The sequence below is a fragment of the Spirosoma areae genome, assembly GCF_054781775.1.
In genome coordinates this window covers 517,666-541,914 of record NZ_BAAGTT010000016.1, presented here as the reverse complement: position 1 = coordinate 541,914, position 24,249 = coordinate 517,666, and the positions used below count along the sequence as shown (strand labels likewise).

General features: G+C 50.6%; 21 protein-coding genes. 15 read left to right on the top strand and 6 right to left on the bottom strand.

Annotation, left to right across the window (positions count from 1 at the left end):
• Positions 1-182: hypothetical protein (locus tag ACYVI1_RS08410; RefSeq protein ID WP_460908775.1), on the top strand; the 182-nt coding region annotated here is incomplete at its 5' end.
• A gap of 57 nt (positions 183-239) precedes the next feature.
• Positions 240-884 (top strand): porin family protein, encoded by a 645-nt coding sequence (locus ACYVI1_RS08405; RefSeq protein WP_460908773.1) that lies wholly within the window; start codon positions 240-242, stop codon positions 882-884.
• Between the two features lie 68 nt (positions 885-952).
• Here ACYVI1_RS08405 and ACYVI1_RS08400 read toward each other — a convergent pair whose 3' ends face one another.
• Positions 953-2,422, bottom strand: a complete 1,470-nt coding sequence (locus ACYVI1_RS08400) for a sigma-54-dependent transcriptional regulator (RefSeq protein ID WP_460908771.1) — start codon at positions 2,420-2,422, stop codon at positions 953-955.
• Positions 2,423-2,504: 82 nt separating this feature from the next.
• Positions 2,505-2,879, bottom strand: a complete 375-nt coding sequence (locus ACYVI1_RS08395) for a response regulator transcription factor (protein WP_460908769.1) — start codon at positions 2,877-2,879, stop codon at positions 2,505-2,507.
• Positions 2,880-3,382: 503 nt separating this feature from the next.
• On the opposite strand from ACYVI1_RS08395, the gene ACYVI1_RS08390 reads away from it, so the two are divergent.
• From ACYVI1_RS08390 to ACYVI1_RS08380, 3 genes are all read left to right on the top strand, one after another.
• Positions 3,383-3,550, top strand: a complete 168-nt coding sequence (locus tag ACYVI1_RS08390; protein ID WP_460908767.1) for a lmo0937 family membrane protein — start codon at positions 3,383-3,385, stop codon at positions 3,548-3,550.
• 404 nt (positions 3,551-3,954) lie between these two features.
• Positions 3,955-4,206, top strand: a complete 252-nt coding sequence (locus ACYVI1_RS08385; RefSeq protein WP_460908765.1) for a YtxH domain-containing protein — start codon at positions 3,955-3,957, stop codon at positions 4,204-4,206.
• Positions 4,207-4,261: 55 nt separating this feature from the next.
• Positions 4,262-4,636: a YtxH domain-containing protein gene (locus ACYVI1_RS08380; protein WP_460908762.1), complete on the top strand. Its 375-nt coding sequence runs from the start codon at positions 4,262-4,264 to the stop codon at positions 4,634-4,636.
• A 126-nt stretch (positions 4,637-4,762) separates the two neighbouring features.
• Here the strand turns inward: ACYVI1_RS08380 and ACYVI1_RS08375 are convergent, their stop codons facing one another.
• Positions 4,763-7,459: a sodium-translocating pyrophosphatase gene (locus tag ACYVI1_RS08375; RefSeq protein WP_460908760.1), complete on the bottom strand. Its 2,697-nt coding sequence runs from the start codon at positions 7,457-7,459 to the stop codon at positions 4,763-4,765.
• A 185-nt stretch (positions 7,460-7,644) separates the two neighbouring features.
• Between ACYVI1_RS08375 and ACYVI1_RS08370 the strand changes: the two genes are divergently transcribed.
• Complete coding sequence (locus ACYVI1_RS08370; RefSeq protein WP_460908758.1) at positions 7,645-10,176, top strand: PIG-L family deacetylase; 2,532 nt, start codon at positions 7,645-7,647, stop codon at positions 10,174-10,176.
• A 46-nt stretch (positions 10,177-10,222) separates the two neighbouring features.
• Complete coding sequence (locus tag ACYVI1_RS08365; protein ID WP_460908755.1) at positions 10,223-10,804, top strand: Uma2 family endonuclease; 582 nt, start codon at positions 10,223-10,225, stop codon at positions 10,802-10,804.
• Here the strand turns inward: ACYVI1_RS08365 and ACYVI1_RS08360 are convergent.
• Together ACYVI1_RS08360 and ACYVI1_RS08355 are read right to left on the bottom strand one after the other, a co-directional pair.
• Complete coding sequence (locus tag ACYVI1_RS08360; protein ID WP_460908753.1) at positions 10,794-11,147, bottom strand: DUF4406 domain-containing protein; 354 nt, start codon at positions 11,145-11,147, stop codon at positions 10,794-10,796. The genes ACYVI1_RS08365 and ACYVI1_RS08360 overlap by 11 nt on opposite strands.
• A 7-nt stretch (positions 11,148-11,154) precedes the next feature.
• On the bottom strand, positions 11,155-11,751 hold the full coding sequence (locus ACYVI1_RS08355) for an NUDIX domain-containing protein (protein WP_460908751.1): 597 nt from the start codon (positions 11,749-11,751) through the stop codon (positions 11,155-11,157).
• A 53-nt stretch (positions 11,752-11,804) separates the two neighbouring features.
• Here ACYVI1_RS08355 and ACYVI1_RS08350 point away from each other — a divergent pair, with 53 nt between their 5' ends.
• From ACYVI1_RS08350 to ACYVI1_RS08335, 4 genes are all read left to right on the top strand, one after another.
• Positions 11,805-12,557 carry a DeoR/GlpR family DNA-binding transcription regulator gene (locus ACYVI1_RS08350; protein ID WP_460908748.1) on the top strand — a complete coding sequence of 251 codons (753 nt, stop codon included), beginning with the start codon at positions 11,805-11,807 and terminating at the stop codon, positions 12,555-12,557.
• A gap of 4 nt (positions 12,558-12,561) precedes the next feature.
• On the top strand, positions 12,562-16,347 hold the full coding sequence (locus ACYVI1_RS08345) for a hydantoinase B/oxoprolinase family protein (protein WP_460908746.1): 3,786 nt from the start codon (positions 12,562-12,564) through the stop codon (positions 16,345-16,347).
• A 694-nt stretch (positions 16,348-17,041) separates the two neighbouring features.
• Positions 17,042-18,274, top strand: a complete 1,233-nt coding sequence (locus ACYVI1_RS08340; RefSeq protein ID WP_460908744.1) for an ROK family protein — start codon at positions 17,042-17,044, stop codon at positions 18,272-18,274.
• A 4-nt stretch (positions 18,275-18,278) separates the two neighbouring features.
• Entirely contained in the window at positions 18,279-18,785 is a 507-nt protein-coding gene (locus ACYVI1_RS08335) for a thioredoxin-like domain-containing protein (RefSeq protein WP_460908742.1), read from the top strand.
• A 42-nt stretch (positions 18,786-18,827) separates the two neighbouring features.
• Here ACYVI1_RS08335 and porX read toward each other — a convergent pair whose 3' ends face one another.
• Complete coding sequence (gene porX, locus ACYVI1_RS08330) at positions 18,828-20,402, bottom strand: T9SS response regulator signal transducer PorX (RefSeq protein WP_460908740.1); 1,575 nt, start codon at positions 20,400-20,402, stop codon at positions 18,828-18,830.
• 298 nt (positions 20,403-20,700) lie between these two features.
• Between porX and ACYVI1_RS08325 the strand changes: the two genes are divergently transcribed.
• The 4 genes from ACYVI1_RS08325 to ACYVI1_RS08310 all read left to right on the top strand — a co-directional run bounded on the left by ACYVI1_RS08325 (position 20,701) and on the right by ACYVI1_RS08310 (position 24,209).
• Positions 20,701-21,837, top strand: coding sequence for a LysM peptidoglycan-binding domain-containing protein (locus ACYVI1_RS08325; protein ID WP_460908738.1), 1,137 nt, complete (start codon positions 20,701-20,703; stop codon positions 21,835-21,837).
• A gap of 87 nt (positions 21,838-21,924) precedes the next feature.
• Positions 21,925-22,137 (top strand): hypothetical protein, encoded by a 213-nt coding sequence (locus tag ACYVI1_RS08320; protein WP_460908736.1) that lies wholly within the window; start codon positions 21,925-21,927, stop codon positions 22,135-22,137.
• Complete coding sequence (locus ACYVI1_RS08315) at positions 22,137-22,982, top strand: TIGR02757 family protein (RefSeq protein WP_460908796.1); 846 nt, start codon at positions 22,137-22,139, stop codon at positions 22,980-22,982. The genes ACYVI1_RS08320 and ACYVI1_RS08315 overlap by 1 nt, the downstream gene beginning before the upstream one ends.
• Positions 22,983-23,177: 195 nt before the next feature.
• Positions 23,178-24,209, top strand: coding sequence for an aldose epimerase family protein (locus ACYVI1_RS08310; RefSeq protein WP_460908734.1), 1,032 nt, complete (start codon positions 23,178-23,180; stop codon positions 24,207-24,209).
• Positions 24,210-24,249: the final 40 nt, after the last annotated feature.

Here is a 24,249-nt window from a genome sequence, read left to right as displayed (position 1 = left end):
TGAATAACTTGCCATTGGGAGTCGGTCAGATCAGTAGGATACATTGGTGGTTCTTTGTTCCTACAAACTTACCGGCTCCTTATTTTTATCAAAATGCTATTTTTAGACAGTCTCTTAGACCTGTAAAATACAAGACTATGAATCGATTCCAGCTTGATTTGCTGGTTTTGGCACGAATTTAACCTATTTATCGGGCAGAGTGGATCCAACTTCTGGTCTGTCGAAACACTAAAAACGTTATGAAAAAATCAGCTCAATTAGCGCTTACAGCCGCTGTTTTAACAGCAGGTGCTCTATTCCTGAACTCAGTTAGTGCTTCAGCACAGGGCAGAACACGAGTCGGCCTTAAAGGCGGACTGAATGCAAGTTCTTTATTTTATGATAGCCAGGGAGCAAGTAATAAAAACGAACGAATTGGCTTTCACGCAAGCGTATTTGCTCAGGCGCCAATTGGCGAGTTTTTTGCCGTTCAGCCCGAACTTCTCTACATGACAAAGGGGGCATCGGCTACCTATAACGTTCTTGGTTTTAACGGCAAAAATACCTTTAAACTGAACTATGCTGAATTGCCCGTATTGGCAACGTTCAAATTAGGTCAGGCCGTTGAGTTGCAGGCTGGTCCGTATGTATCCTATCTATTGAATTCAAATGTTAATTCGAACGGAGATTTTGGCTCGGGTTCAAGCGCTGTTAACCGCGAAAATTTCAATAAAATCGATTATGGAATTGCCGGTGGCTTAAATCTTTATTTCGGAAAAGCCTTTATTGGCGCACGGTATGAGCAGGGCCTGAAACAGATTGCCAACGGTGGCGCGGCTCGAACGGTGTTGGGAAATGCAAAAAACGGCGTCGGCCTGCTGTCGGTGGGGCTTAGCCTGAATTAAAGGCGAAAGAGTGAAAGAGCGAGTACATTGGCAGGTGTTCGCTCTTTTACTCTTTCGCTCTTTCGCCTTTAAAGGTGAATATCGTAGGCCTTCAGCTTATTATACAGCGTTTTTCGATCGATATTCAATACTTCAGCGGCTTTAGTTTTATTATAGCCTGTTTTCTCCAGCACTTTAAGAATAGCCGCACGTTCGGCATTTTCCGATACTGATTTAAGATTGGCTCCCGATTGGCTAAATACAGGTACACCAGGCCGGGCGGGGTCGTAATTGATCTGAATGTTTGTGTTGGCTGTGTCTTCAGGGGTGAAATATTGGGGCGAAATTATTTCCTGGGGCAAAACGTCAGCTTCAACATAATCACCCTGCGTAAGCAAAACGGCCCGTTTCACTACGTTCTGTAATTCCCGTAGGTTACCATGCCAGTAGTATTCCTTCAGTTTCTCTTTCGCTTCCTCGTCAAATCCCAGAATTTCTTTCTCCAACTGTTGGTTGGCCAATTCCAGAAAATGTTCGGCGAAAATCATAATATCAGCCTTACGCTCCCGGAGTGGTGATAAATGCAGTTCAAATTCGGCAATGCGGTGATAAATATCTTCCCGGAATTTACCCTGGCGTACAGCCTCGCGCAAATCTTCATTAGTAGCGACAATAATTCGCACGTCCACCGGAATATCCTGATTACTGCCAATCCGACGGATTTTTCGTTCCTGTAGAACGCGCAGAAGTTTAATCTGGTTGTCGTAGGTCAGATTCCCAATTTCATCCAGGAAAATTGTCCCCCCGTTGGCAAACTCGAAACTACCCGCTTTATCCGACATAGCGCCGGTAAAGGAGCCTTTTATATGGCCAAATAATTCGCTGCCAGCCAGTTCCTTACTTAACGCACCACAATCGATGGCGACAAATGGCCTTTCGGCACGTTTACTTTTCAGGTGAATTGCGTTGGCAACAAACTCCTTGCCGGTACCGGTTTCGCCGGTAATAATAACCGACATGTCGGTTGGCGCAATAAGGTCGATGTGCTTCTGGAGTTGTTCGGCAGCGCGGCTTTTACCAAAAATGAACCGTTTACCGTCGGTCGTCATGTTTGACTTCGCGGACTGCGCTTTTGGCAGATTTCCCTTTGCTGCTGTACTGACGGGCGCTGTTCCTTTTTGCTGAATTAGCGACTGAGCACGCCGTTCGAGAGCGGCCTTAATCGTGTAAAGAATTTCATCGGGATAAAGCGGCTTGGTTACGTAGTCATAGGCTCCGTGTTTAACGGTCTGAACAGCCATCCGAACATCGGAGTAACCGGTAATGATGATAACGGCTGTTGTGGGATGCATCACCTTAATTCGGCGGAGCATTTCCAGGCCGTCAATATCGGGGAGTTTAAAATCGCAGATAACCAGTTCAAAAGCCTCTTTTCGTAACAGCACCAACCCATCATCACCCCGCTGAACCGACGCGGTTTTATAGCCCTGCTTGCTCAGAAACCGTTCTAATAGCAGGCATATGTCATTATTGTCATCAATAATCAGAATTTTTTCCATGCAGAGGAGTAACTCAGTCAAACAGACTATGTCCAGCGTTAAACAACACGTTAATCTGTATTAGCTGTATGAACAAAGTTACTCAAACCTGAATAGTTTGCAAAGCTATCTCGACGGAACGCCGGGTAAAAGGCTTGCCAATAAAATAATCGGCTCCCTGTTCGGTAGCCCGCCGACGTTCGCCCTGACCATCGAACGCGCTAATCATAATAATTTTGGCTTCAATCTGATCTTTTTTGATTACGGGCAATAAATCAAATCCTATCCCGTCGGGCAGATTTAAATCCAGAAAGACGGCATCAAATTTTTGGGTAATAAGGCATTGCTTACCCTCCTCAATGAAATGAGCGCAGGTTGGCTGGTAGCCTAATCGCCGTAACAAACCTGATAATAACAGGCAAATATCAGCTTCATCGTCAACAATTAATATTCGTTTGGCGGGAGATTTTGTATTCATTACGACTGGTCTGAAAGGCTGTTCCGCGCTGGTTCCTCTTGTTATTCCTATCACGGTTATCGCTGGTTTCTTTGTCTGCTATATTCATTCACACCAATTGTTACTATAAAATATAGTGCCGAAACCAGTAGGTGCATAAAAAAATATGTACTTACACGCAGTAAAGTCCACTGTAATAGTTGATTCGATTACGATTTTGATAATACTTATACGTCAGTCGTTGACAAACTACGGGCAGGCTTAGTAATCAATGAGCCATTTTTCCACGTTAATTCTACAGGTGTAGATAATATTCTACACTTTCGTCTGGTCGGCGTCAGTTCACCGACCAGCGTTTATATAGCTTATTCCCTCATTAAATACTCATTTACAACCACATAAGGGGCTATAAACAGAATGAGTATGTATTTCCGGGCTATTTGGCACAACTTTTTCTAATAGATTAAGCATTGCGAGATATGTTTCTGATTTACTCACGATACACCATTTACTTTCTAAACCACATGGGAAACCTTCTGTATACAATAGCCGTCGTGCTGATTATTATCTGGCTACTTGGCTTTTTAGGCGTTTTGGGAACTGGCATTGGTAGCAGCAACCTAATCCACGTTCTGCTGGTTATTGCGGTGATAGCCATTATTCTACGTTTAATACAGGGGCGGGGTGTGTGAGACCACAAACAGCTCTTTTAGATTCAACTAAGATGCTCCTGGCGAACCGATAAATTACATTTGAATTCGCTCAACAATATTTTAGGTTAAGTACAAGTTACGGTGGGTACGGAATCCCTGCGTCAAGTTGAACGCGGGGATTTTTTTGTGCCTCTCAAACGCTGTTTTCCGCCCCTCAGGATAAGCCATCTAATGGTTGTTTGTGCACACTGGTTTCTGCCTTATTGGGGAAAACGTGGCCGGGCGTGTAGAGAAAAATCCTCAATGAACTACAGTAAGGAGCAGGCCACGCGTTGCATTAACTGTCTTATCAACAGCGGTTTAGATATTTTTTTCAACTGTGGTACAGTATTTTCTATAAGGTTGGCGTAATTAGCATTATCATTCACAAAAGAACAGAAATCATGAAATCACTACCAGGCGTATTAGTAGGATTAGCGGTTGGCGCCATAGTTGGCGTGTTGCTTGCACCCGAAAGCGGGCAAAAGACTCGTAAACGCATCTCGTCGGAGTCGGACTCGTTTTTTAAAGACCTCCAGGATCAGTTACAGAGCGGCCTGGACAACATAAAAAGTCAATACAATGAGTATGTTGAGTCGGCGGCTGGAAAAACACAGGATTTAGTTGGGCAGGCCAAACGGAAAGCCAAGCAATAACCTTCGTTCCCATCAACTAACTTAAAGACAACACTCACCTAAAACAGACAAAATAATGAGAAGTACAAGAGATTTTCTGACTGGTATCATCACAGGCGTTGTTATTGGTATTCTGACAGCCCCCCGTTCCGGTAAAGAAACACGCGACAAATTGACCGAAGAAGCCAACAAGCGCTCAGGTGACCTGAAGGAGCAGTGGGAAAAAGGGGTAAGCCAGGTAAAAGAAGGCCTTGAGCAGGCCAAAACCCAGGTTAATGAATACACCGATAAAGCTAAGGAGCAATACAATCAATATAAAGAGCAGGCTCAAACGGCTATAAAGGGTACTAAAGAGCAGGCTAAAGACGAGTACAACGATAAGGTAGATGAGTTAGCAGACAACGCCAAAGAAGGCGTTGATGATGCACAATCGTCACTTAAAATGAATTAATTTCCAATTCCTGATTTACTCAACGTTTCTGAAAAAGCAAGGCCCGCCAGATAGTTCTGGCGGGCCTTGCGCGTTATGTGGTATATGGGCACTTGATTTGAGGTATAGAATAACCGGGTTTTATACTTACTTCTCCGTCACCCGAATAGAAATACGGCGGTTTTTGGCACGTCCTTCTTCCGTGTCGTTCGAAGCAACAGGATGCTCCTGACCATAGCCTTCCGCTTCCAGCCGGTTTTTCCCGATACCCATTTTTTCCAGTTCAACCCGAACCGAGTTGGCCCGATCCTGAGAAAGTTTGAGGTTGCTATCCGCCTTTCCCGTGTTATCGGTGTAACCGCCGAGTTTAACATGTACCCCTGGATAAGCTTTCAGAATCTCGGAAATGTTTTTCAACTGCTCCTGCGATTCGGGTTTTAGTGTTGCGCTATTGGTTTCAAACAGAAGCCGGTCGAAATCAAACCAGGTTTCTTTGTCAACGGGTTGGTCGCTTTTGATAAACGCCAGCAGTTTGTTTTCAATCCCGAATTCAGGAATGTTCAGATCAATGCCGCTCGTTAGCTTTTGAATGCTGAACTCGCCGAGGGTTGCCGGTCCGCCGTCGCGGTTGGGCGTACTGACTTTATCATTATCAGCCGCTGTCGATTCTTCTAAGGGCACTTCCGTTCCAGCCGCTTCTTTTCCTTCGAGGTTGTAGCCCGACGTTTCAGACGACTGCACAGCGATATAGGGCGCAATCACGAGCGACACGATAGACATCAGTTTAATCAGGATGTTCATCGAAGGGCCAGAGGTATCTTTGAAGGGGTCGCCAACCGTGTCGCCCGTTACTGATGCTTTATGCGGTTCCGATTTTTTGTAAAACATCTCGCCGTTAATCATCACACCTTTCTCGAAGGATTTCTTGGCGTTGTCCCACGCGCCACCTGCGTTGTTCATAAAAATACCCATCAGTACGCCCGAAACCGTTACGCCCGCCAGCAAACCGCCAAGCACTTCAGGACCGAAGGTAAACCCAACGATAACCGGCACCGTAAGGGCAATAGCGCCCGGCAGTACCATCTCGCGGATAGACGCCTTCGTTGAGATGGCTACGCATTTTTCATATTCCGGTTTGCCCGTTCCTTCCATAATACCCGGAATTTCGCGGAACTGACGGCGTACTTCTTCAACCATTGCCATAGCGGCCCGGCCCACAGCCGCAATCGCCAGCGACGAGAAAATGTACGGAATCATGGCCCCCACAAACAAACCCGCCAATACGTCGGCTTTGTAAATATCAATGGCCGAAATGCCCGAAATACCCACGAAAGCAGCAAACAGAGCCAGCGCCGTTAAAGCCGCCGAGGCAATGGCAAAGCCTTTACCCGTTGCAGCGGTCGTGTTGCCAACTGCGTCCAGAATATCGGTACGGCCCCGAACCTCTTCGGGCAGATAACTCATTTCGGCAATACCACCGGCATTATCGGCAATTGGCCCGAACGCGTCGATAGCCAACTGCATGGCGGTAGTCGCCATCATACCGGCGGCCGAAATGGCTACACCATAAAGACCGGCAAAATGATAGGAAGTATAAATGCCAGCCGCCAGCACCAGAATGGGCAGTACGGTCGACTCCATGCCGACCGATAATCCACCGATGATATTGGTAGCCGCCCCCGTAGCCGACTGGCGAATGATGGACAGCACCGGACGGCGGCCCATGGCCGTATAATATTCCGTGATCGACGACATCAGCGCACCCACAATCAGGCCCGTTACGATGGCGTAAAACACGTCCATGCGGGTAAACTCTACGCCCCGAATTTCCATGGTCACGTCGGGCAGATAGCTCGTTACCAGGAAATACGACGCAACGAGCGTAAGACCAATTGAAGCCCAGTTACCGAGGTTCAGCGCGCCCTGAACGCTGCCATTGTCGTTTTTGATTCGGACGAAATAGGTAGCAATGATCGAAAAAATCAATCCTAAACCAGCAATCACCATCGGTAGCACAATGGGTGCGTGACCGTAAATATTCATATCGGCAGGAATCCGGATTTCGCGGCCCAGCACCATCGTGGCCAGAATCGTGGCTACGTAGGACCCGAACAGGTCGGCGCCCATACCGGCCACATCGCCCACATTATCACCTACGTTATCGGCGATGGTGGCGGGATTGCGTGGGTCATCTTCCGGAATACCAGCCTCAACTTTACCCACCAGGTCGGCCCCAACGTCGGCAGCTTTCGTATAAATCCCACCGCCAACGCGGGCAAATAAGGCAATGGATTCGGCACCGAGCGAAAAACCGGCCAGCACTTCAAGGGTTTTCTCCATCGGCAGGCCGTTCACGTCGCCGGTATCGCCAACGTATAATTTGTAAAGGATAATAAACAGACCGCCTAAGCCCAGCACAGCCAAACCCGCTACGCCAATGCCCATCACAGAACCGCCCGTAAACGACACTTCCAGGGCTTTTGTCAGGCTGGTGCGGGCGGCATGGGCGGTGCGAACGTTGGCTTTCGTAGCGATGTTCATGCCCACATAACCCGCCAGGGCAGACAGAAACGCCCCCAGCACAAACGACAGGCCAATGACGGGGCTGGAATTTTCAATTAAGGTGCCCGAATAGCCCAAAATCAGGGCTACTATAACGCCGAAATACGTAAGCACCCGCCATTCAGCTTTAAGAAAGGCGATGGCCCCATCGGCGATATATCCGGCAATTTCCTGCATTCGGGCGTCACCGGCGTCCTGTTTGGACACCCACATAAATTTCGTAAACATCACCAGCAGGCCAACAACGCCAAGCAGGGGAACCAGATAAACACTGTAATTCATGCGACTAAGTATAGTTTGAAAAAAGTAAATTGCCCGCAAAGATAGAATTTGGTGGTGCATAACCCAACGTAAGGCGCTATCTCTGTTGACTTTTTTTAAGGATAAGTACGGTTTTTTGGGGAACTTAGGGGTTAGAATTGGCTTTTGTTATCTTTGAGTTATCGCCTATAATCTGACTTCTGCACGTGTCGCTTCAAAAACTGCTGTTTGCCGTACTTCCTGGCTACTTTCTCGCTTCGGTAACGCTCGCTCAGGTTCCCTACGGCCCTATCAAGCCCGCATCCTCCGGTGAGATTTTATCGAACCTCAAAAAACTGAACGTTCTTGGCTCGGTCCTCTACATAGCCGCCCACCCCGACGACGAGAATACACTTTTGCTATCCTACTTAGCCAAGGAGCGGCTCGTTCGCACGGGCTACCTGTCGCTAACGCGGGGCGACGGTGGGCAAAACCTTATTGGCCCCGAACAGGGTGAAAACATCGGCGTTATCCGAACGCAGGAACTCCTGGCAGCCCGGCGCGTTGATGGCCCCGACCAGTTTTTCAGCCGGGCCTACGACTTTGGCTTCTCGAAATCGACCGATGAGGCCGTTCGGACATGGGGACAGGATAAAGTACTGGCCGATGTGGTCTGGATAATTCGTAAGTACCAGCCCGACGTCATTATCACCCGGTTTCCGCCCGATGCCCGCGCCGGACACGGGCACCATAGCGCATCGGGTTTTCTGGCCGAAGAAGCGTTTAAAATCTCTAATGACCCCACGAAATTTCCTGAACAGTTGGCGTTCGTAAAACCCTGGCAGGCCCGGCGCATTTTATGGAATGTGTTTGTTCCCGGTGCTTTTCTGAGCAATAAGAAGCCCGAGGAAGCGGGGAATCTGATTGGTATTGAAACGGGTTTGTTCAACCCAATGCTGGGCAAATCGTATGGCGAAATTGCCGCCGAAAGCCGCAGTCAGCACAAAAGCCAGGGATTTGGTGTGCCAGCCAACCGGGGCGCCCGCGCCGATTATCTGTTGCTGAAAGGGGGCGACCCAGTTCAGAAAGACCTGCTCGATGGCGTCGATATGACCTGGAAACGTGTTTCAACTGGTGAAGCCGCGCAGGCGCAGGTTACGCAGCTCATTGCCAGTTTCCGGCCCGACCAGCCGTCGGCTTCTGTACCCGCACTGGTTGAACTTTATCGGACCATCAATAAACTCGACACAACGAACAATTACGTCAACGCCAAGCGGCAGGAGATACGAACGTTGCTTCAGCAATGCACAGGCTTGTGGTTTGAAACCAATCCGGCTAACTATGCAGCTACCCCCGGCGAAACCATTAAACTCACGACCAACGTAGTCAGCCGAACCGGTGCATCCGTAAAGTTAGCGAGCATTCGGTATTCGACTGGCAAGGACACAACGCTGAATCTGACCCTGAAGCCGAATGATGTAGTGCTGTTGCCCACAACCGTGCTCATTCCAAAGACGCAGAAAATATCGCAGCCCTACTGGCTCGAAAAACCAATAGACAAAGGTTTGTTTCAGGTCGATAATCAACAACTTATCGGTCTTCCCGAAAGTCCGGCCGCGCTGACGGCCACCTATACGTTTGAGATTGAGGGCCAACAGTTTACATTCAGCCGACCGGTTGTTTACAAATCAACCGACCCGGTCGACGGCGAAATTTATCGGCCGTTCATCATCCAGCCTGAGGTGACGGCTAATCTTACTGAGCGCGTTTATGCCTTTACTGGCGCGTCAGCCGCCAGCAACACTGCCAAAACCGCTGAGATTGTACTCAAAGCCGGACGGGCAAATGCTGTGGGAACGCTGAAAATTAACGCTCCCGCTGGCTGGCGCATCGAACCGGCCTCTATGCCGTTTGAGTTGAAAAACAAAGGCGACGAGCAACGGGCTACATTCCAGATCCTCCCGACAGCGCAGGCGCAGAATGGCCGGTTACAGGCGGTGATGACAACCGGAACCGGCACGTATGCAACGGGGCTCCGTCAGATTGCCTATCCACACATTCCAATTCAAACGTTGTTTCCGGCAGCCGAAGCCAAATTAGTAAAGTTAGACCTGAAAGTGACTGCAAAAAATGTGGGCTATATTGTTGGCGCGGGCGATGAAGTTCCGGCAGCCTTACAACAGATGGGTTGCCGCGTAACGCTCCTCGGTCCGGCTGAACTGAGTGGCAATCTGGCCGTTTACGATGCCATCGTTGTTGGTATTCGGGCCTACAATACCAATGAGAATCTGGCTATCTACCAGCCAAAACTAATGGACTACGTTAAAAATGGCGGTACGATGGTAGTGCAATATGTTACGCCTGCCAGTTCGTTTCTGCGGAACGAGCCGCCCCTGCCGCAGCTTGGCCCGTATCCGTTTACCGTTGGCCGCGAGCGGGTGACCGAAGAAGATGCCAAAATGACGTTCGTCAATCCACAGCATCGTTTGCTCACCTACCCTAACAAAATCACGGATGCTGATTTTAGTGGTTGGGTGCAGGAGCGTGGCCTGTATTTCGCCCAGGACTGGGACAGCCATTACGAGCCTGTTTTCTCGGCCAACGACCAGAACGAAGCCCCTAAACAGGGAAGTTTGCTCTACAACAGCTACGGGAAAGGACATTTTATCTACACGGGATTAGTGTTCTTCCGTGAATTGCCCGCCGGTGTGCCGGGCGCATATCGGTTGTTTGCGAACCTGATTTCAGCGGGGAAATGATCCGGGCCGCCCTTATTTTGGTTATCTTTGGTAAACACAGTAAACAATGGTAGTAGCCGAAAAAAAATATACGCTCGACGAGTATCTGACGCGCGAATCCCGGTCGCTGCACAAACATGAATTTTATAACGGCAAAATCGTTCGTATGGCCGGGGCAAAAGCACGACACAACCAGATTGCGGCTAACCTGACAGGAGCATTAAAATACACGTTGAGACCACTTCCACGCAAATTTATAGTTTATAACAGCGACCAGAAGGTCTACATCGAGTCTGAGAATGTTGGCGTGTACCCCGATGCAGTAGTTGTCTGCGAAGAACCTCAGTTCTGGCAGGGTCGTGAGGATCTGATTGTTAATCCGCTACTGATTGTCGAGGTACTGTCGCGCAGCACGGCTTCCTTTGATAAGTCGGGCAAGTTTTTGTTGTATGAGCAGTTACCTTCTTTTCAGGAATACGTACTGGTTGAACAAAATTACCCTCGAGTCGAATCCTGGTATCGACTGACCGAGCACAGTTGGGATAAAACGGTCCAGAATGAGATGGATGCGTTTATAGAATTACGCTCTGTTGGCATCTCTATTTCGTTGAACGAAGTATACGAACACGTCTCGTTCGCTAAAATTTAGGTAGTTCGTTCAGCGCCCAAAATGTCTGTTTCCCTTTCAGTTCAGCCTGTCGCATCATTTCATCGGCTCCAGCAGACGGGCCACCCACGCGGAGTACGCCATGGCAGTGGTCAATCAGCCGCACGGCGACAGGATGAAAAATTTCGTTGAAAACCGCATCGCCAAGTTGACCAGAACCGGCAGTTTGAATGAGCGGCAAGGCGATCCATTCGCCACAAATGGGGGTGTGCCCCAGTTGGTATACAGCAAAAGCGGCTTCGTCCATACGGTGCATGTTTTGAGCTATTAAAGCAGGGTCATCGTTTGTGCCAGAGCGATACGGCCCGGCAATGAGAATCAGCATAATTTTGTTAGGCTTTAGTTAGCTGTTGTAGCCGAAGATACTGGAGCAGCATAATGGTCTTACCATCCCTGATTTCTCCGCTCTCCATCATAGCTGTCGCCTGACTGACAGGCAGTTCCAGTATCTCAATTTCTTCTTCGTCGATGCCGCCCCCGGCCAATCGTTCGGTGTCGGCGGTGTAGTGAGCGAGGTAGAAAAACAGCTTCTCTGTTACTGAACCCGGACTCATGTAGGCTTCCATAACCTTCTGCACCGCCGAAATCCGGTAACCGGTTTCTTCTTCAGTTTCGCGGATAATGGCCGTTTCGGGGTCGTCGTTGTCGAGCAGTCCGGCGCAGGCTTCAATCAACATACCGTCGGCAGCCCCGCCAGTGCGGTTGCCGTTTACAAACGTCGGCAACCGAAACTGCCGGGTCAGAATAACCGTGTCCGTTTGTGGGTTGTGAAGCAGAATGGTAGCCCCATTACCCCGGTCGTAGGCTTCGCGTTGCTGCGTTGACCACTGACCGTTTTTACCGAGATAATTGAAGGTAAAGCGTTTGAGAACATACCAGTTGTCAGAAAGTAGTTTCTCCTCCGTTATTTGCACTCGTTCTGTAGTCATTTGTTCGAAATTGTTTGAATTTGTTTATTTTTGAACAAAGCAACACATTTATCATGAATTTCCAGCACCGAAAACAATTAATTGTACAAACGGTCGAGGAGCGTGGCTCGGCAGATGTCAGTGAATTAGCCGATCTACTGCACACATCTGAAATGACCGTCCGGCGAGATTTGATGCAGTTAGCGGCTTCGGGGTTGGTTTACCGAACGCGGGGCGGAGCCATGAAAGTAAGCTTAGCCACTGATAAACAACGGTTTGCCAACAAATCAGCCGTCAATGCCGAGCGTAAGGACTACATCTGCCAGTTGGCCGCAAAGGAGATTCAGGAAGGCGACGTTATTTTCATGGATTGCGGCAGCACGGTGTTTCGGCTATGTCCTTTCATCCGCAATAAACGCATCACGGTCATCACCAACTCACTGCCGGTAGTGGCGGAGTTGATGACCTCGGAGGTGACGGTAAATTTAGTTGGTGGCGAAGTGGATAAAGAGCGGCAGGCCGTTCATGGACTCATGGCGGAAGAACACATGGCTCGATACCGGGCTAATCGGGCATTTATTGGTGTCGATGGTATTTCGCTTCAAAATGGCCTGAGCGCCAACAGCGAAAAAGAAGCCAGTACCGCCCTGATAATGGCTCGCCAAACCGAACGGGTTTATCTGCTCTGCGATTCCTCGAAGCTGGAAACCGACAAATACCTTCATTTTGCGCCCTTGAGCCTTTTCGCTGTGTTGATTACCGACAGGGAAGGAAAACCGGAAGTGATAGCGGCTTATCGACAGGCGGGCATCACCCTACTGAACTAATCGTATGTACCAAATCTGGATTGACACCGGCGGCACGTTTACGGATGGCCTGGCCCATGACCCCGCCGGAAATCTGCACCGTATCAAAGTTCTGAGTAGCAGCCGATTGCGCGGTCAGCTCATTGACGGAAAACTCGTTGCGCCCTGGCTAACAGCCCCAATTTTTGATGGGTATTCGGGTCGGGTGGTAGAAACAGACCAGCCGTTTCGGGTGCTGTCACTCGATACAACTGGGTATCTGGACGCAGACGTTGTTTTACCAGAATCGGCAACTATTGAGCTCTTCACGGGCGAAGAAGCCCCCGTTTTGGCCACCCGGTTGCTTACCCAAACACTCCTGAATCAGCCGTTTCCAGCTCTGGAAATGCGACTCGGGACCACCAAAGGCACCAACGCCCTGCTCGAACACAAAGGTGGCCGCGTGGCACTCATCGTGACAAAAGGATTTAAAGACCTGCTAAAAATCGGGACGCAGCAGCGGCCCGACCTGTTTCAGTTAGCCATCCCGCCCGCCGAAGTACTTTATGATTCCGTCCTGGAAGCTGACGAGCGCGTTACCGCCGAGGGTCAGGTTCTAACAACCTTATCAGGCCAGGCCATTGCTGAACTGATTGACCAGCTTCGGCAAACCAAACCCGATGCCATAGCTGTGTCGCTGTTGAATGCGTATAAAAATCCCCGTCATGAACACATCCTCCGCGATGCACTGACAGCCGCCGGTTTCGCTTCGGTGACCCTATCAACCGACATGGCCATTGCGCCTGGCTATGTTGTCCGCACCCAAACTTCTGTTGTGAATGCTTACCTGACACCAGTTATGCAGTCTTATCTGGCCAATGTGCAGCAACAGCTTGGCCATCATTTACTTCGGGTAATGTCCAGCACAGGCGGTCTGGTCCGCGCCGACCTATTCCAACCCAAAGACAGTCTGTTGAGCGGCCCGGCGGGGGGTGTTGTCGGAGCCGCTGACATTGGCCGAAATGAGCCACTACTTACCCTCGATATGGGTGGCACCAGCACCGACGTCGCCCGAATTCAGGGCACCTTAGATTATCGGTTTTCAACCAAAATTGGGCCATTCGACCTCCAGTTGCCCTCATTGGCTATCGAGACTGTTGCCGCCGGAGGAGGCTCAATATGCTGGTTCGAGCGCAGTGGCCAAAGCAGTGGCCAATTGCGCGTGGGGCCGCATAGCGCGGGGTCGAACCCCGGCCCGGCCTGCTACGGAGCGGGTGGCCCGCTCACGATTACCGACGTCAATCTGCTGCTGGGCAAACTCCACCCAAAACAGTTTGGCATTCCGGTTTTCCCCGATCGAGCACAGGCTGCATTAACACAGCTTATGGCTGAAATTGAAGCGGCAACAGCCCAGCTCGCTTCGGCGCCAGACCTGCTACGGGGCTTTGAGCGAATTGCCAACGAACTAATGGCCGGAGCCATTCGGAAGATTTCGATAGCGCGGGGTTTCGACCCAATGGCGTATAGTCTGCTGGTGTTTGGCGGGGCGGGAGGTTTGCACGGCTGCGCGATTGCCCAACGGCTGGGCATTGAGCGGCTACTGTTGCCGTTTGATGGCGGACTGCTCAGCGCCTACGGTATCGGGCAGGCTCAAATTGAGCGCATGGCTTCGCAAACAGTACTTCAGCCCCTCACCACTGTCGAAAATGACCTGCCCGACAGGTTACAAAATCTCCTTGCAACGGCAACGCTGGCACTTTGGCAGGACGTTGGCCACAACACATTGGTAACAACGAAATCAACGACAGTATTCCTTCGTTTATCGGGGCAGGAATCGACAGTGGATGTGCCCATGAGCAACCAGTTGGCCGTGGATTTCCAGCAGAAATATCAGCAACTCTACGGTCACTTTCCAGCAAATCAACTGATTGAGGTCGAAAGCATTCGCGTGATTGTCAGCACCGCAGCGACTGAAAAAGCGGTTAGTGGCCCACCCGTCAGCCATCGCCATGCAAATCCAGGCGGTCCGTCGTCACGGTTCGGGACTGATGCTTACCCCGTCTACGATTGGGGAAAATTGCAGGAGGGTGACACGTTTCGCGGACCGGCGTTGCTGCTAAACGCTACTTCCTCCGCCTTTATCGAACCCGGCTGGCGGCTCATCGTTCAGGCCGATAAGAATGCTCTCGTGGAGTATATTGCTGATGTTTCCCTCACCCCCAACCCCTCTCGCTCAGGGAGGGGAGGGCGGGGTGAGGGAAACGACGTTGTTCAACTTGAACTATTCACCCAGCGTTTCCGGGCCATTGCCGAAGAAATGGGCGCGCAATTACAGCGAACAGCATTTTCGGTTAACGTGAAAGAGCGGCTTGACTTTTCCTGTGCCTTGCTGGATGCAAATGGCGAGTTGGTTGCCAATGCGCCACATATACCTGTACATCTGGGCAGTTTGGGCGTCTGCGCGCGATTGGTGTTGCAGAAACTACCCCTTGCGCCGGGGGATGTCGTCATTACCAATCACCCGAAATATGGTGGGTCGCATTTACCCGATGTTACGTTGTTAAGTGGCGTTTATACGGACAGCGATACCCTTATTGGCTACGTTATTAATCGGGCCCACCATGCCGAAATTGGCGGAAAAGTGCCCGGTTCCATGCCGCCCGATGCACTGTCGCTGGCCGAAGAAGGCGTCGTGCTGGAGCCGATGTATGTCGTGAAAGAAGGCCGGTTTTTATGGGAGAACAGCAACGTTACCGTTGCGAGCGGGCTAAAGCACCACTTTACAGATGGCCCCTACCCTACCCGCGCTTTGGCCGAAAACCGGGCCGACATCGAGGCCGCACTGGCCTCCCTTCGAGCGGGCGAATCAGCACTGCAACACCTCGTTCGGGAGCATGGTCTGGCCACCGTTCAGCACTACATGACACGGTTGAAGCAGTCGGCCACAAATGCAATCAGCGCTGTGCTGGAAGCACTTCATGGTCAGCTATTTCAGGCCGAAGAATCCCTCGATGACGGGCATACCATTCGGGTAAGTATTTCCATAAACGATGGCCGGATCAAGTTCGATTTTTCGGGCACGTCGGGCGTTCACCCAAACAACCTGAACGCGAACATCTCCATTCTGTATAGCGCCGTGCTGTATGTTCTCCGGTTATGGTGCGTGTCGAACGCGACCCCGGGCAATATTCCGCTGAATGAAGGACTGATGGCCCCCGTCGAACTTGTTTTACCGGAAGAATCCTTTTTAAATCCTGTTTTTTCAGATAATTCGTCGGAGTGCCCGGCGGTGGTTGGCGGCAATACCGAAGTCAGTCAGCGGTTAGTCGATACGCTGCTCAAAGCATTGGGCCTGGCCGCGTGCAGTCAGGGAACGATGAACAATTTTCTGTTTGGCGATGGTCGCTTTGGCTATTACGAAACCATTGGCGGGGGGGCCGGTGCCACCAAAGGAGTTGATGGACGGTCGGCGGTGCATCAGCACATGACCAACACCAAACTCACTGACCCCGAAGAACTCGAACGACGTTACCCCGTTCGGCTGCACCAGTTCAGTATCCGCACCGGTTCCGGGGGCGCGGGTCAGTGGCAGGGGGGCGATGGCATTATCCGCGAGATTGAATTTCTGGAACCGGTGCAGGCCACGTTGCTGAGTCAGCACCGGGTGGTGGCCCCCTACGGCCTGAACGGGGGCGAGTCAGGAGCAACGGGTCGGCAAATGCTGATTCATACCGACGGACGCGTGGAGGCTCTGCCCGGCATTTTCACCCGACCTCTACAACCCGGCCAACGCATTCGAATCGAAACGCCGGGGGGCGGAGGTTTTGGGTAGTTTATCCGTTGTGCGAAGCCAGCTAACGTCCCTCACGATTGATTGCTTCATATAAATACAGAACGACAATACCCACTTGACAAAAATGACGAAGCCGTAGAAGATCCCCGTCATTTTAACCATAGCCAGCTAATTAAAAAACCGAGAACCCAAAAGCGGCTTCTACCAGGACCGGCCGTGGCATCTCGTGCAGGTCACGGCCGAAAACAGTGTCTTTTGCCATTTCCTCATAAGCAGCTTTGCCGTTGGCATAGTTCACATCGCTTGAATCCGGCAAGCTCACGTTGTTCCAACGTTTACTCAGTTCACCCGACCGGTCAGTTCATGAATAGGACTATTCCGACCATCGTGTACCCAGCCTGCAACGATAGGGTTGTTCAGTGCCAGAGTCAGCATACCCCGTAGCAGACTTGCCAATAGTAACCTTTTCCTGCATACTACACAGTAGGGTAAACAGAAAATTAATGATGACAAATTCGTTGACTTTTAATAGATTAATTTATTATTGCATAAGGTTATTATAAATTTATTTTATATTTAATTTAAAATTAACATTATTTTTTAAAAACTACATTTGTTTCATAAAATAAAACGTGTTCTGCGATTTAAAGTAGTTCTTAGTCACCATTTCCTTTGTGAATGGATGTACAAGCCCGTAAGTTTGTCAACTTTAGCCTCTTATCCACATAACCTAATGAATTCCACTACATTAGCCGAGGAAATTTTGCCTGTGCAACAGTCGGTTGTCGACTATAAAAAGAACCAGAAACAACGAAAAGTGCTGGCTCATCTGTATGAGACGGGTACCTGTACACTGGCTCATTTAACTAAGGTTCTCCATAGCAGCGTACCATCCGTGACGAGTTTAGTGGAAGAACTAACAAGCAATCGGTGGGTTACGGCCATTGGCACAGCATCGGGCAGCAATGGCCGCCGACCAGTGCTATTTGGACTTGACACGAAGCACCATTATACCGCCGTGCTGGATGTGAGTACACACGATACCAAAATTTTATTTATGGACCCGCAGCGCAGGGTGGCCTTTCGGGGCGACTACGACCTGCGCCTAAACGATAACCCGGCTTTTCTGTCGTCGCTGATGCGTAACTTCACCAACGCCCTTGCCGATTCGGGTATCCAGTCCGACGACCTGATAGCGGTTGGGGTGTCGATGCCGGGCCTGATCGACGCCCGGCGGGGCTTGAATTTAACTTATAAGAATTTGAGCCAGACCGGCGAACCGCTAACCCAATGGCTCTATAACCAGATTGGCAAACCCATTTACCTGATTAACGACACAAAAGCCACGGTGCTTGGTGAGAGCCGGTTTGGGGGCGCACAGGGCAAAAAACAGGTCTTGTCGATCAATATCGACTGGGGTGTGGGCTTAGGAATCGTCGTGAATGGCGAAGTTTTTCAGGGCGCCAGCGGCTTTGCCGGAGAGTTGGGCCACATTCAGGTCGACCCGGACGGGGAGTTGTGTTACTGCGGCAAAATCGGTTGTTTGAATACCATTACGTCGGCTTCGGCCTTAGTGAAGCGGGTACAGCGGGATATTCTGGAGGGACAGGTATCTAAATTGGCCAGTTTCCGCGATAACGTTACGCAGATTGACATCGACGAACTCATTAATGCGGCTCATCAGGGCGACTCCTACGCCATTGACGTGCTGCACGAAACCGGCTTTCAGTTGGGCAAAGGGCTGGCCATTGCCATTAGTTTGTTCAACCCGGAAATGATTATTGTGGATGGTGTACTGACCGAAGCGGCTGACTTCATCCTGAACACGATTGAGCAGGCCATTAGTAAGTATTGCCTGAGCGATTTCCGAAATGACCTCACCATCGAGGTGACTCAGTTAAACGGAACGGCCAAGTGGTTAGGCACGCATGCCTACATGATGGAAGACATTTTCTCTACGTACTAAACGGATGATGTGCTGGTTATTATGGGGATTATTGTGGGAACTGGCAACAACGTCGGCAGAACCGGTCATCCGCGAACCTCCATGCCGGGTACTTATTTTCTGGGATACCGAGTGCCCTGTTTGCCAGAAAACAACCAGCCGAATTCAGAAGATGGCCAGTCAGTATCGCAGCCGGGTGCGGTTCGAAGCCGTTTATCCAACCCAGACCACGACCCTGGCCGACATTCGGGCTTTTGAGCGCGACTATAAACTGACGCTCCCTCACCGGCTCGATCCGGCTCACAAATTAGTGACGCAATACAATGTGACAACAACGCCTGAGGTGCTGTTGCTTTCGGGCGAGGGAAAGGTTCTTTACCGGGGCAGCATCGACGATCAGTTTTACCGGCTGGGCCGCTCCCGTCCAGCTCCCACAGCGTTTTATTTAAAAGACGCACTCAATGCCACGCTCACGGGCAAGCCAGTAGTAGTCAGGCAGACAACGCCCACAGGCTGTTTAATTAATCGGTGAAGTCGCGAGGTCGGGTCCTCAAACCCGACCTCGCGACTTCACCTACTTCGCTTTCAGATACGCGAACGGAATAATCATTTCCTCCAGCGACACGCCCCCGTGCTGGAAGGTGTTCCGGTAATGATTTACGTAGTAGTTGTAGTTATTGGGATACGCAAAGAAGTAATCCTCCAGCGTGAAGACGTAAGCGGTCGAGACGTGTGGCTTTGGGAGAAACAACCGTTCGGGCTTGCGGCCCACAAAGAGATGATTATCCTCGAAACCTAAGTTCTTGCCCTGTTTGTAGCGCAGATTGGTATTGGTTTCGCGGTAGCCGACAATCTTGGCGGGTTTCTGCACCCGAATCATGCCGTGATCGGTGGTGATGATGAGCCGCCCACCTTTGGCTGCAATCTTCTGAATAAACTCCAGCAGGGGCGAATGCAGAAACCACGACCGCGTGATGGAGCGATAGGCCGACTCGTCGGGGGCGAGTTCCTTAATCATGGCCATGTCGGTGCGGGCGTGCGAGAGCATATCCACGAAATTGTAGACCACTACGTTTAACTGATTCTGCAGCAGATTATTAAAATTATCGACCAATGATTTCCCCTGATTGACGTTCAGAATTTTATGGTACGACATCTTGATATTCAGTCGGCTTTGGTCGAGCTGCCGACGCAGGAATTCGTCTTCGTGGTTATTGAGCCCTTCGTCTTCGCTGTCGTCATTCACCCACAAATCGGGGTGTTTGCGTTCCATTTCGCTGGGCATCATGCCCGAAAAAATGGCGTTACGGGCAAAGCCGGTTGTCGTTGGCAGAATGGAATAATAGGACGATTCTTCTTCGACTGTGAAGTATTCTGCCAGCAGGGGTTCAATGACCTTCCACTGGTCGTAACGCAGGTTATCAACTAAGATAAAAAACAAAGGCGCCCCACCGGCATCAGTGCCGCTCTGATTGATCAGGGGAAACACTTTCTTACGCATCAGTTGGTGCGACATAACCGGACTATCTGCCTTGGGGTCATTCAGCCAGTCTTCATAATTGTCGATCACAAACTTGCAGAATTCCGAATTGGCTTCGCTTTTCTGCATGTTCATCACTTCCGACATGCTCCTGTCCTGCGAACTATCAAGCTCTAATTCCCAGTAAATGAGTTTTTTATATACATCCGCCCATTCATTGAAATCCATACGGTCGTTATACTGCATGGAGATATTGCGAAAGTCCTGCTGGTAGCCAATGTTGGTTCGTTCGGTAACGAGCCGTTTGTTGTCCAGAATTTTTTTGACCGATAGCAAAATCTGATTCGGGTTGAGCGGTTTGATAAGGTAATCAGCGATTTTGGAGCCAATGGCTTCTTCCATAATGTGCTCCTCCTCGCTTTTGGTAATCATCACGACGGGCAGGTTAGGACGCATCTGTTTAATCTGCGAAAGCGTTTCCAACCCCGTCATGCCGGGCATCATTTCGTCCAGAAATACCACATCGTAGTTTGACTGTTCAACCTGATCGAGCGCGTCGGCTCCGCTATTAACAGGCGTAACATCGTAACCTTTGTTCTTTAAAAACAGGATGTGGGGTTTCAGGAGATCAATCTCATCGTCGGCCCAAAGTATCGAATAATTTTGCATGTGCTCAGAAAGTGGTTTGTTAAACTGGTTATTGTGGTTGGCTTATTGCCAGCGCAATAACGAAAAACCGTTCTTTGTTTAACCTCAAACGTCTGCTTCTGTTCGGAAAGACCAGTTGATAGGTTATTTTAACAAGATTTAACAGCTTTGCTGATTTGAAAGGCAGGCAGGTTGGTGGGGGTAGTCGCGCTTATTTCTGGCGAAATCAACCGTACTTTGCGTTATTTTACAGCACCAGCCGTTTATATAGCTGAAGTCCAGGGCTTGGTCGGTTGGCTATCCCGGCTGTTAATGACCCATGAAAAAGATTTCTGTTCCTGCTGCTTTGTTTTTCCTGAGCGGTCTTGTTTTTCTTTTCTCCGCGCAGGCCCGTCCGAATTCACCGGTTTGGGCAACGGTTGCCGACTCAATCGGTATCGAGAAAAAAGATGGAAAGCGATTTATTCTTCACCGCGTCGATGAAGGGCAAACGCTCTACGCCATTGCCCGACGCTATGGCCGCTCAGTGGCCGATATTAAAGCGGCCAACCCGGACCTGAAAGACGCCGTTCGCTACGACCAGCTTGTCAGGATTCCGATTGCCGAGGGCGCCCTGAGCCGCAAAGAAGAAAAAGCCATCGACAAGGCCCTTCGGAAGCAGGAAAAGGTAGAAAAACGCGAAGCAAAAGCCACCGAAAAAGTGCCTGACAAAAGCCCTGATAAAGATTCAAAGAAAACGGACGACCCGGCGCGGGCCGGTATTCATGTCGTTGAAGCCGGGCAAACACTCTACAGCTTAGCCGGTCGCTATGGCGTATCGCCGTCGGATTTACGAAAATGGAATAGTTTACCCAGCAACAATGTGCTGATTGGGCAGGCGCTCATTGTTTCGGAAAAAGCCTATCAGGATCGAACGCCATCAGTACCCGCAGTAGGCAACATGCCCAAACCCGTTGAAACCCCGAATCGTCCGGTAAGTACGCGTCCGACTGAACCCCATACCAGCACGCCCCGGTCGACAACGCCAGCTGAACCCAAGCCCGAACGCCGGAGCGAGATCGATGTGCCCAACCGGCCAACTCCGCCCGTTACCGACAATCGGCCTTCGACTACCCCAAAACCGGCTGAGGTTGAAGTCGAGTCGCCCCGCCCCGGCAACGATGCGCCCATGCCCACTCGCGGACGACGCATTTCGACCAGTGGGGTCGCCGAAATGATTGACGGAGCCGATGGGTCGGGCAAATACCTTGCCCTCCACCGCACAGCCCCCATTGGTGCCTTAGTGCAGGTACGCAACGAATTTAACAACCAGAGCCTTTGGGTGAAAGTGATTGGCCGACTGCCCAACACGGGCGTGAATGACAAGATCCTAATTAAGTTATCGACGCAGGCTTTCGCGAAACTTTCACCCGAAGATCGGCGTTTTCGAGCTGAGGTAAGTTACATTGTTAAATAATGACTAATTGATAATGTAAAGTGAATAATGCCTTTACTCGTTGCATTATGCATTTTCTATTATACATTTTTCATTTTATAGAACTCTATGGAAACGAAAGAAGAGCGCATTGCCCGACGACACCGGGAGCGCGATCAGCAGATGAAAGCCACACCAGGCTATATGACGTTCAGTATTATGTTCACGCTGGCGTATCCATTTATTGCCGTTTTCACCTTTGTGATGTCGACGCTGCTGGCTCTTTTTTCCGGTGTTTCCCGAGCAATGGCCTGGGTAGTTAGCGGAGGAAAAAGTAAATGATGACCGCTCCGGCGGCCAGGCGGCCCAGTAATGAATTGATACAAACTAAGTATTCTTCCCTAAAAGTTTTTTTAGATGCAAAGGCCGATCAATACAATCGGCCTTCGTTTATTGAACGCGACCCGATCAGCATTCCACACCGGTTTAACCGTAAGCAGGACGTTGAAATTATGGGCTTCTGGGCGGCTGTGCTGGCCTGGGGGCAGCGACCCGTAATTCTGAAAAAAGCCACCGAGTTAGTCGACCTGATGGACGGAGCACCCTATGAGTTTATTCGAAATCATACTGAAACTGACCTGAACCGATTTCTGAGCTTCAAACACCGCACGTTCAACGCCACCGACGCGCTGTATTTTCTCCACTTCTTCCGGCAGTATTACCAGCAAAACGATTCGCTGGAAGATGCCTTTCTGCCTGACGGCTACTTCTTAACACCGGGCGGTCGGCCGCTGCCGTTTAACCCGGTGGAAACTGGCCTCATCGCTTTCCACGACCGTTTTTGCAGCCTGGCCGATTTCTTTCCCGAACGCACGCGTAAACACATTGCAACCCCCGCCCGCAACTCGTCGTGCAAGCGGCTCCTGATGTTTCTCCGGTGGATGGTGCGCCAGGATGACCGTGGCGTCGATTTTGGCATCTGGAAACGCTTATTGCCCAACCAGTTGATTATCCCGATTGATGTCCACGTAAACCGCGTAGCTCGTCATTTAGGCTTGCTCACCCGGCCACAAACGGATTGGAAAGCTGCCCTCGAATTGACGGAAACGCTTCGCCAATTCGACCCCACCGATCCAGTTCGGTACGATTTTGCCTTGTTCGGGCTGGGCGTCGAAGGAGAACTGTAACCGAAACTAATTTACCTTATATTAGGAAGAAAACAGCCAGCACGCTTCGACACTACCTGCTTCTGCTGTCAGCGTATGCCCAGCAAAACGGTCCCCGTCTACTTGTCCGGGGCAATGAAAGTGGGTGGATAAATATTACCAAACAATCGGCCCGCTGAACAGATTACTACCGTACTAACCTGCCAGATCTGTATCATGCCGTTTCAGATTACTACCCAGCCCTTTGGCCCCTTAGCGACCGACTCCACCCCGCTAACCGAATATGTGCTTGAACATACCGAATCGGGCGAGTTTATTACGGTCATTCCTGAATTTGGCGCTGTTCTCCGGCGATTGGTTTTACGCAAGGGTCAGCAGCTATTCGCACTAATTCAGGCCCCTGAGTCCCCACAGGCGCTACTCGCCGACGAAAGTTATGCCAGCGCGCTGCTTTATCCCTTTCCAAGCCGCATTCGGCATGGCGTTTATTCGTTTGAGGGAGAACGGTATGCGCTGAAACTGAACGAAACCCGCCGGGACAATGCCCTACATGGGTTCGTGCATGGGCGCGTATTTTCGGTTGTTGGTCAGGACGTTAGCCCAACCCACGCTCAGGTCGTGCTGCGCTACGATTATGCCGGTGATACCTTTGGCTATCCGTTTCCGTTTGCCCTGACCGTCACCTATGAATTAGTGCAGGCTAACCGGTTGCCTTATGGGCCTAATCCTACTGACGACCGGATGTGTGCCCTGCGGATTAGCTACTCGGCGCAGAACACCGGCCCAACCCGCTGCCCGGCGGCCTTCGGCTGGCATCCGTACTTTACGTTTTCCGACGAGTCGATTGAGGAAGCGGCCCTGTCGTTACCTAACCGAACGCCCATCGCGCTTGACGACCACATGATTCCGAACGGACAAAAACCAGCCGAAAACGCGGGAACGATCAACCTGCGCGACCAGCAATTGGATACGGCCTTCCTGATTGAGCCAACGGGCCATTCAGCCGGTTATGATGCCTTTGCCGAAACCGTGCTAACGTCGCTCAAAACAGGCGTTAACCTCATTGTGGGACAGCAAACCGGCGAGGGAAAACTTAATTATTTAGTGTGTTTCACGCCCACCCGACGCGACAGCATCGCGATTGAACCGCTTACGGCCAATGTCGACGCGTTTAACAACGGCGAAGGAGTAGCCATTCTGAATCCGGGCGAGAGCCTTTCGGGCACAATCTGGGTGCGGCTGGAGTAGGTGATCGGCAGAGCCGTACACAGGTTAATCGGCGCTGGTT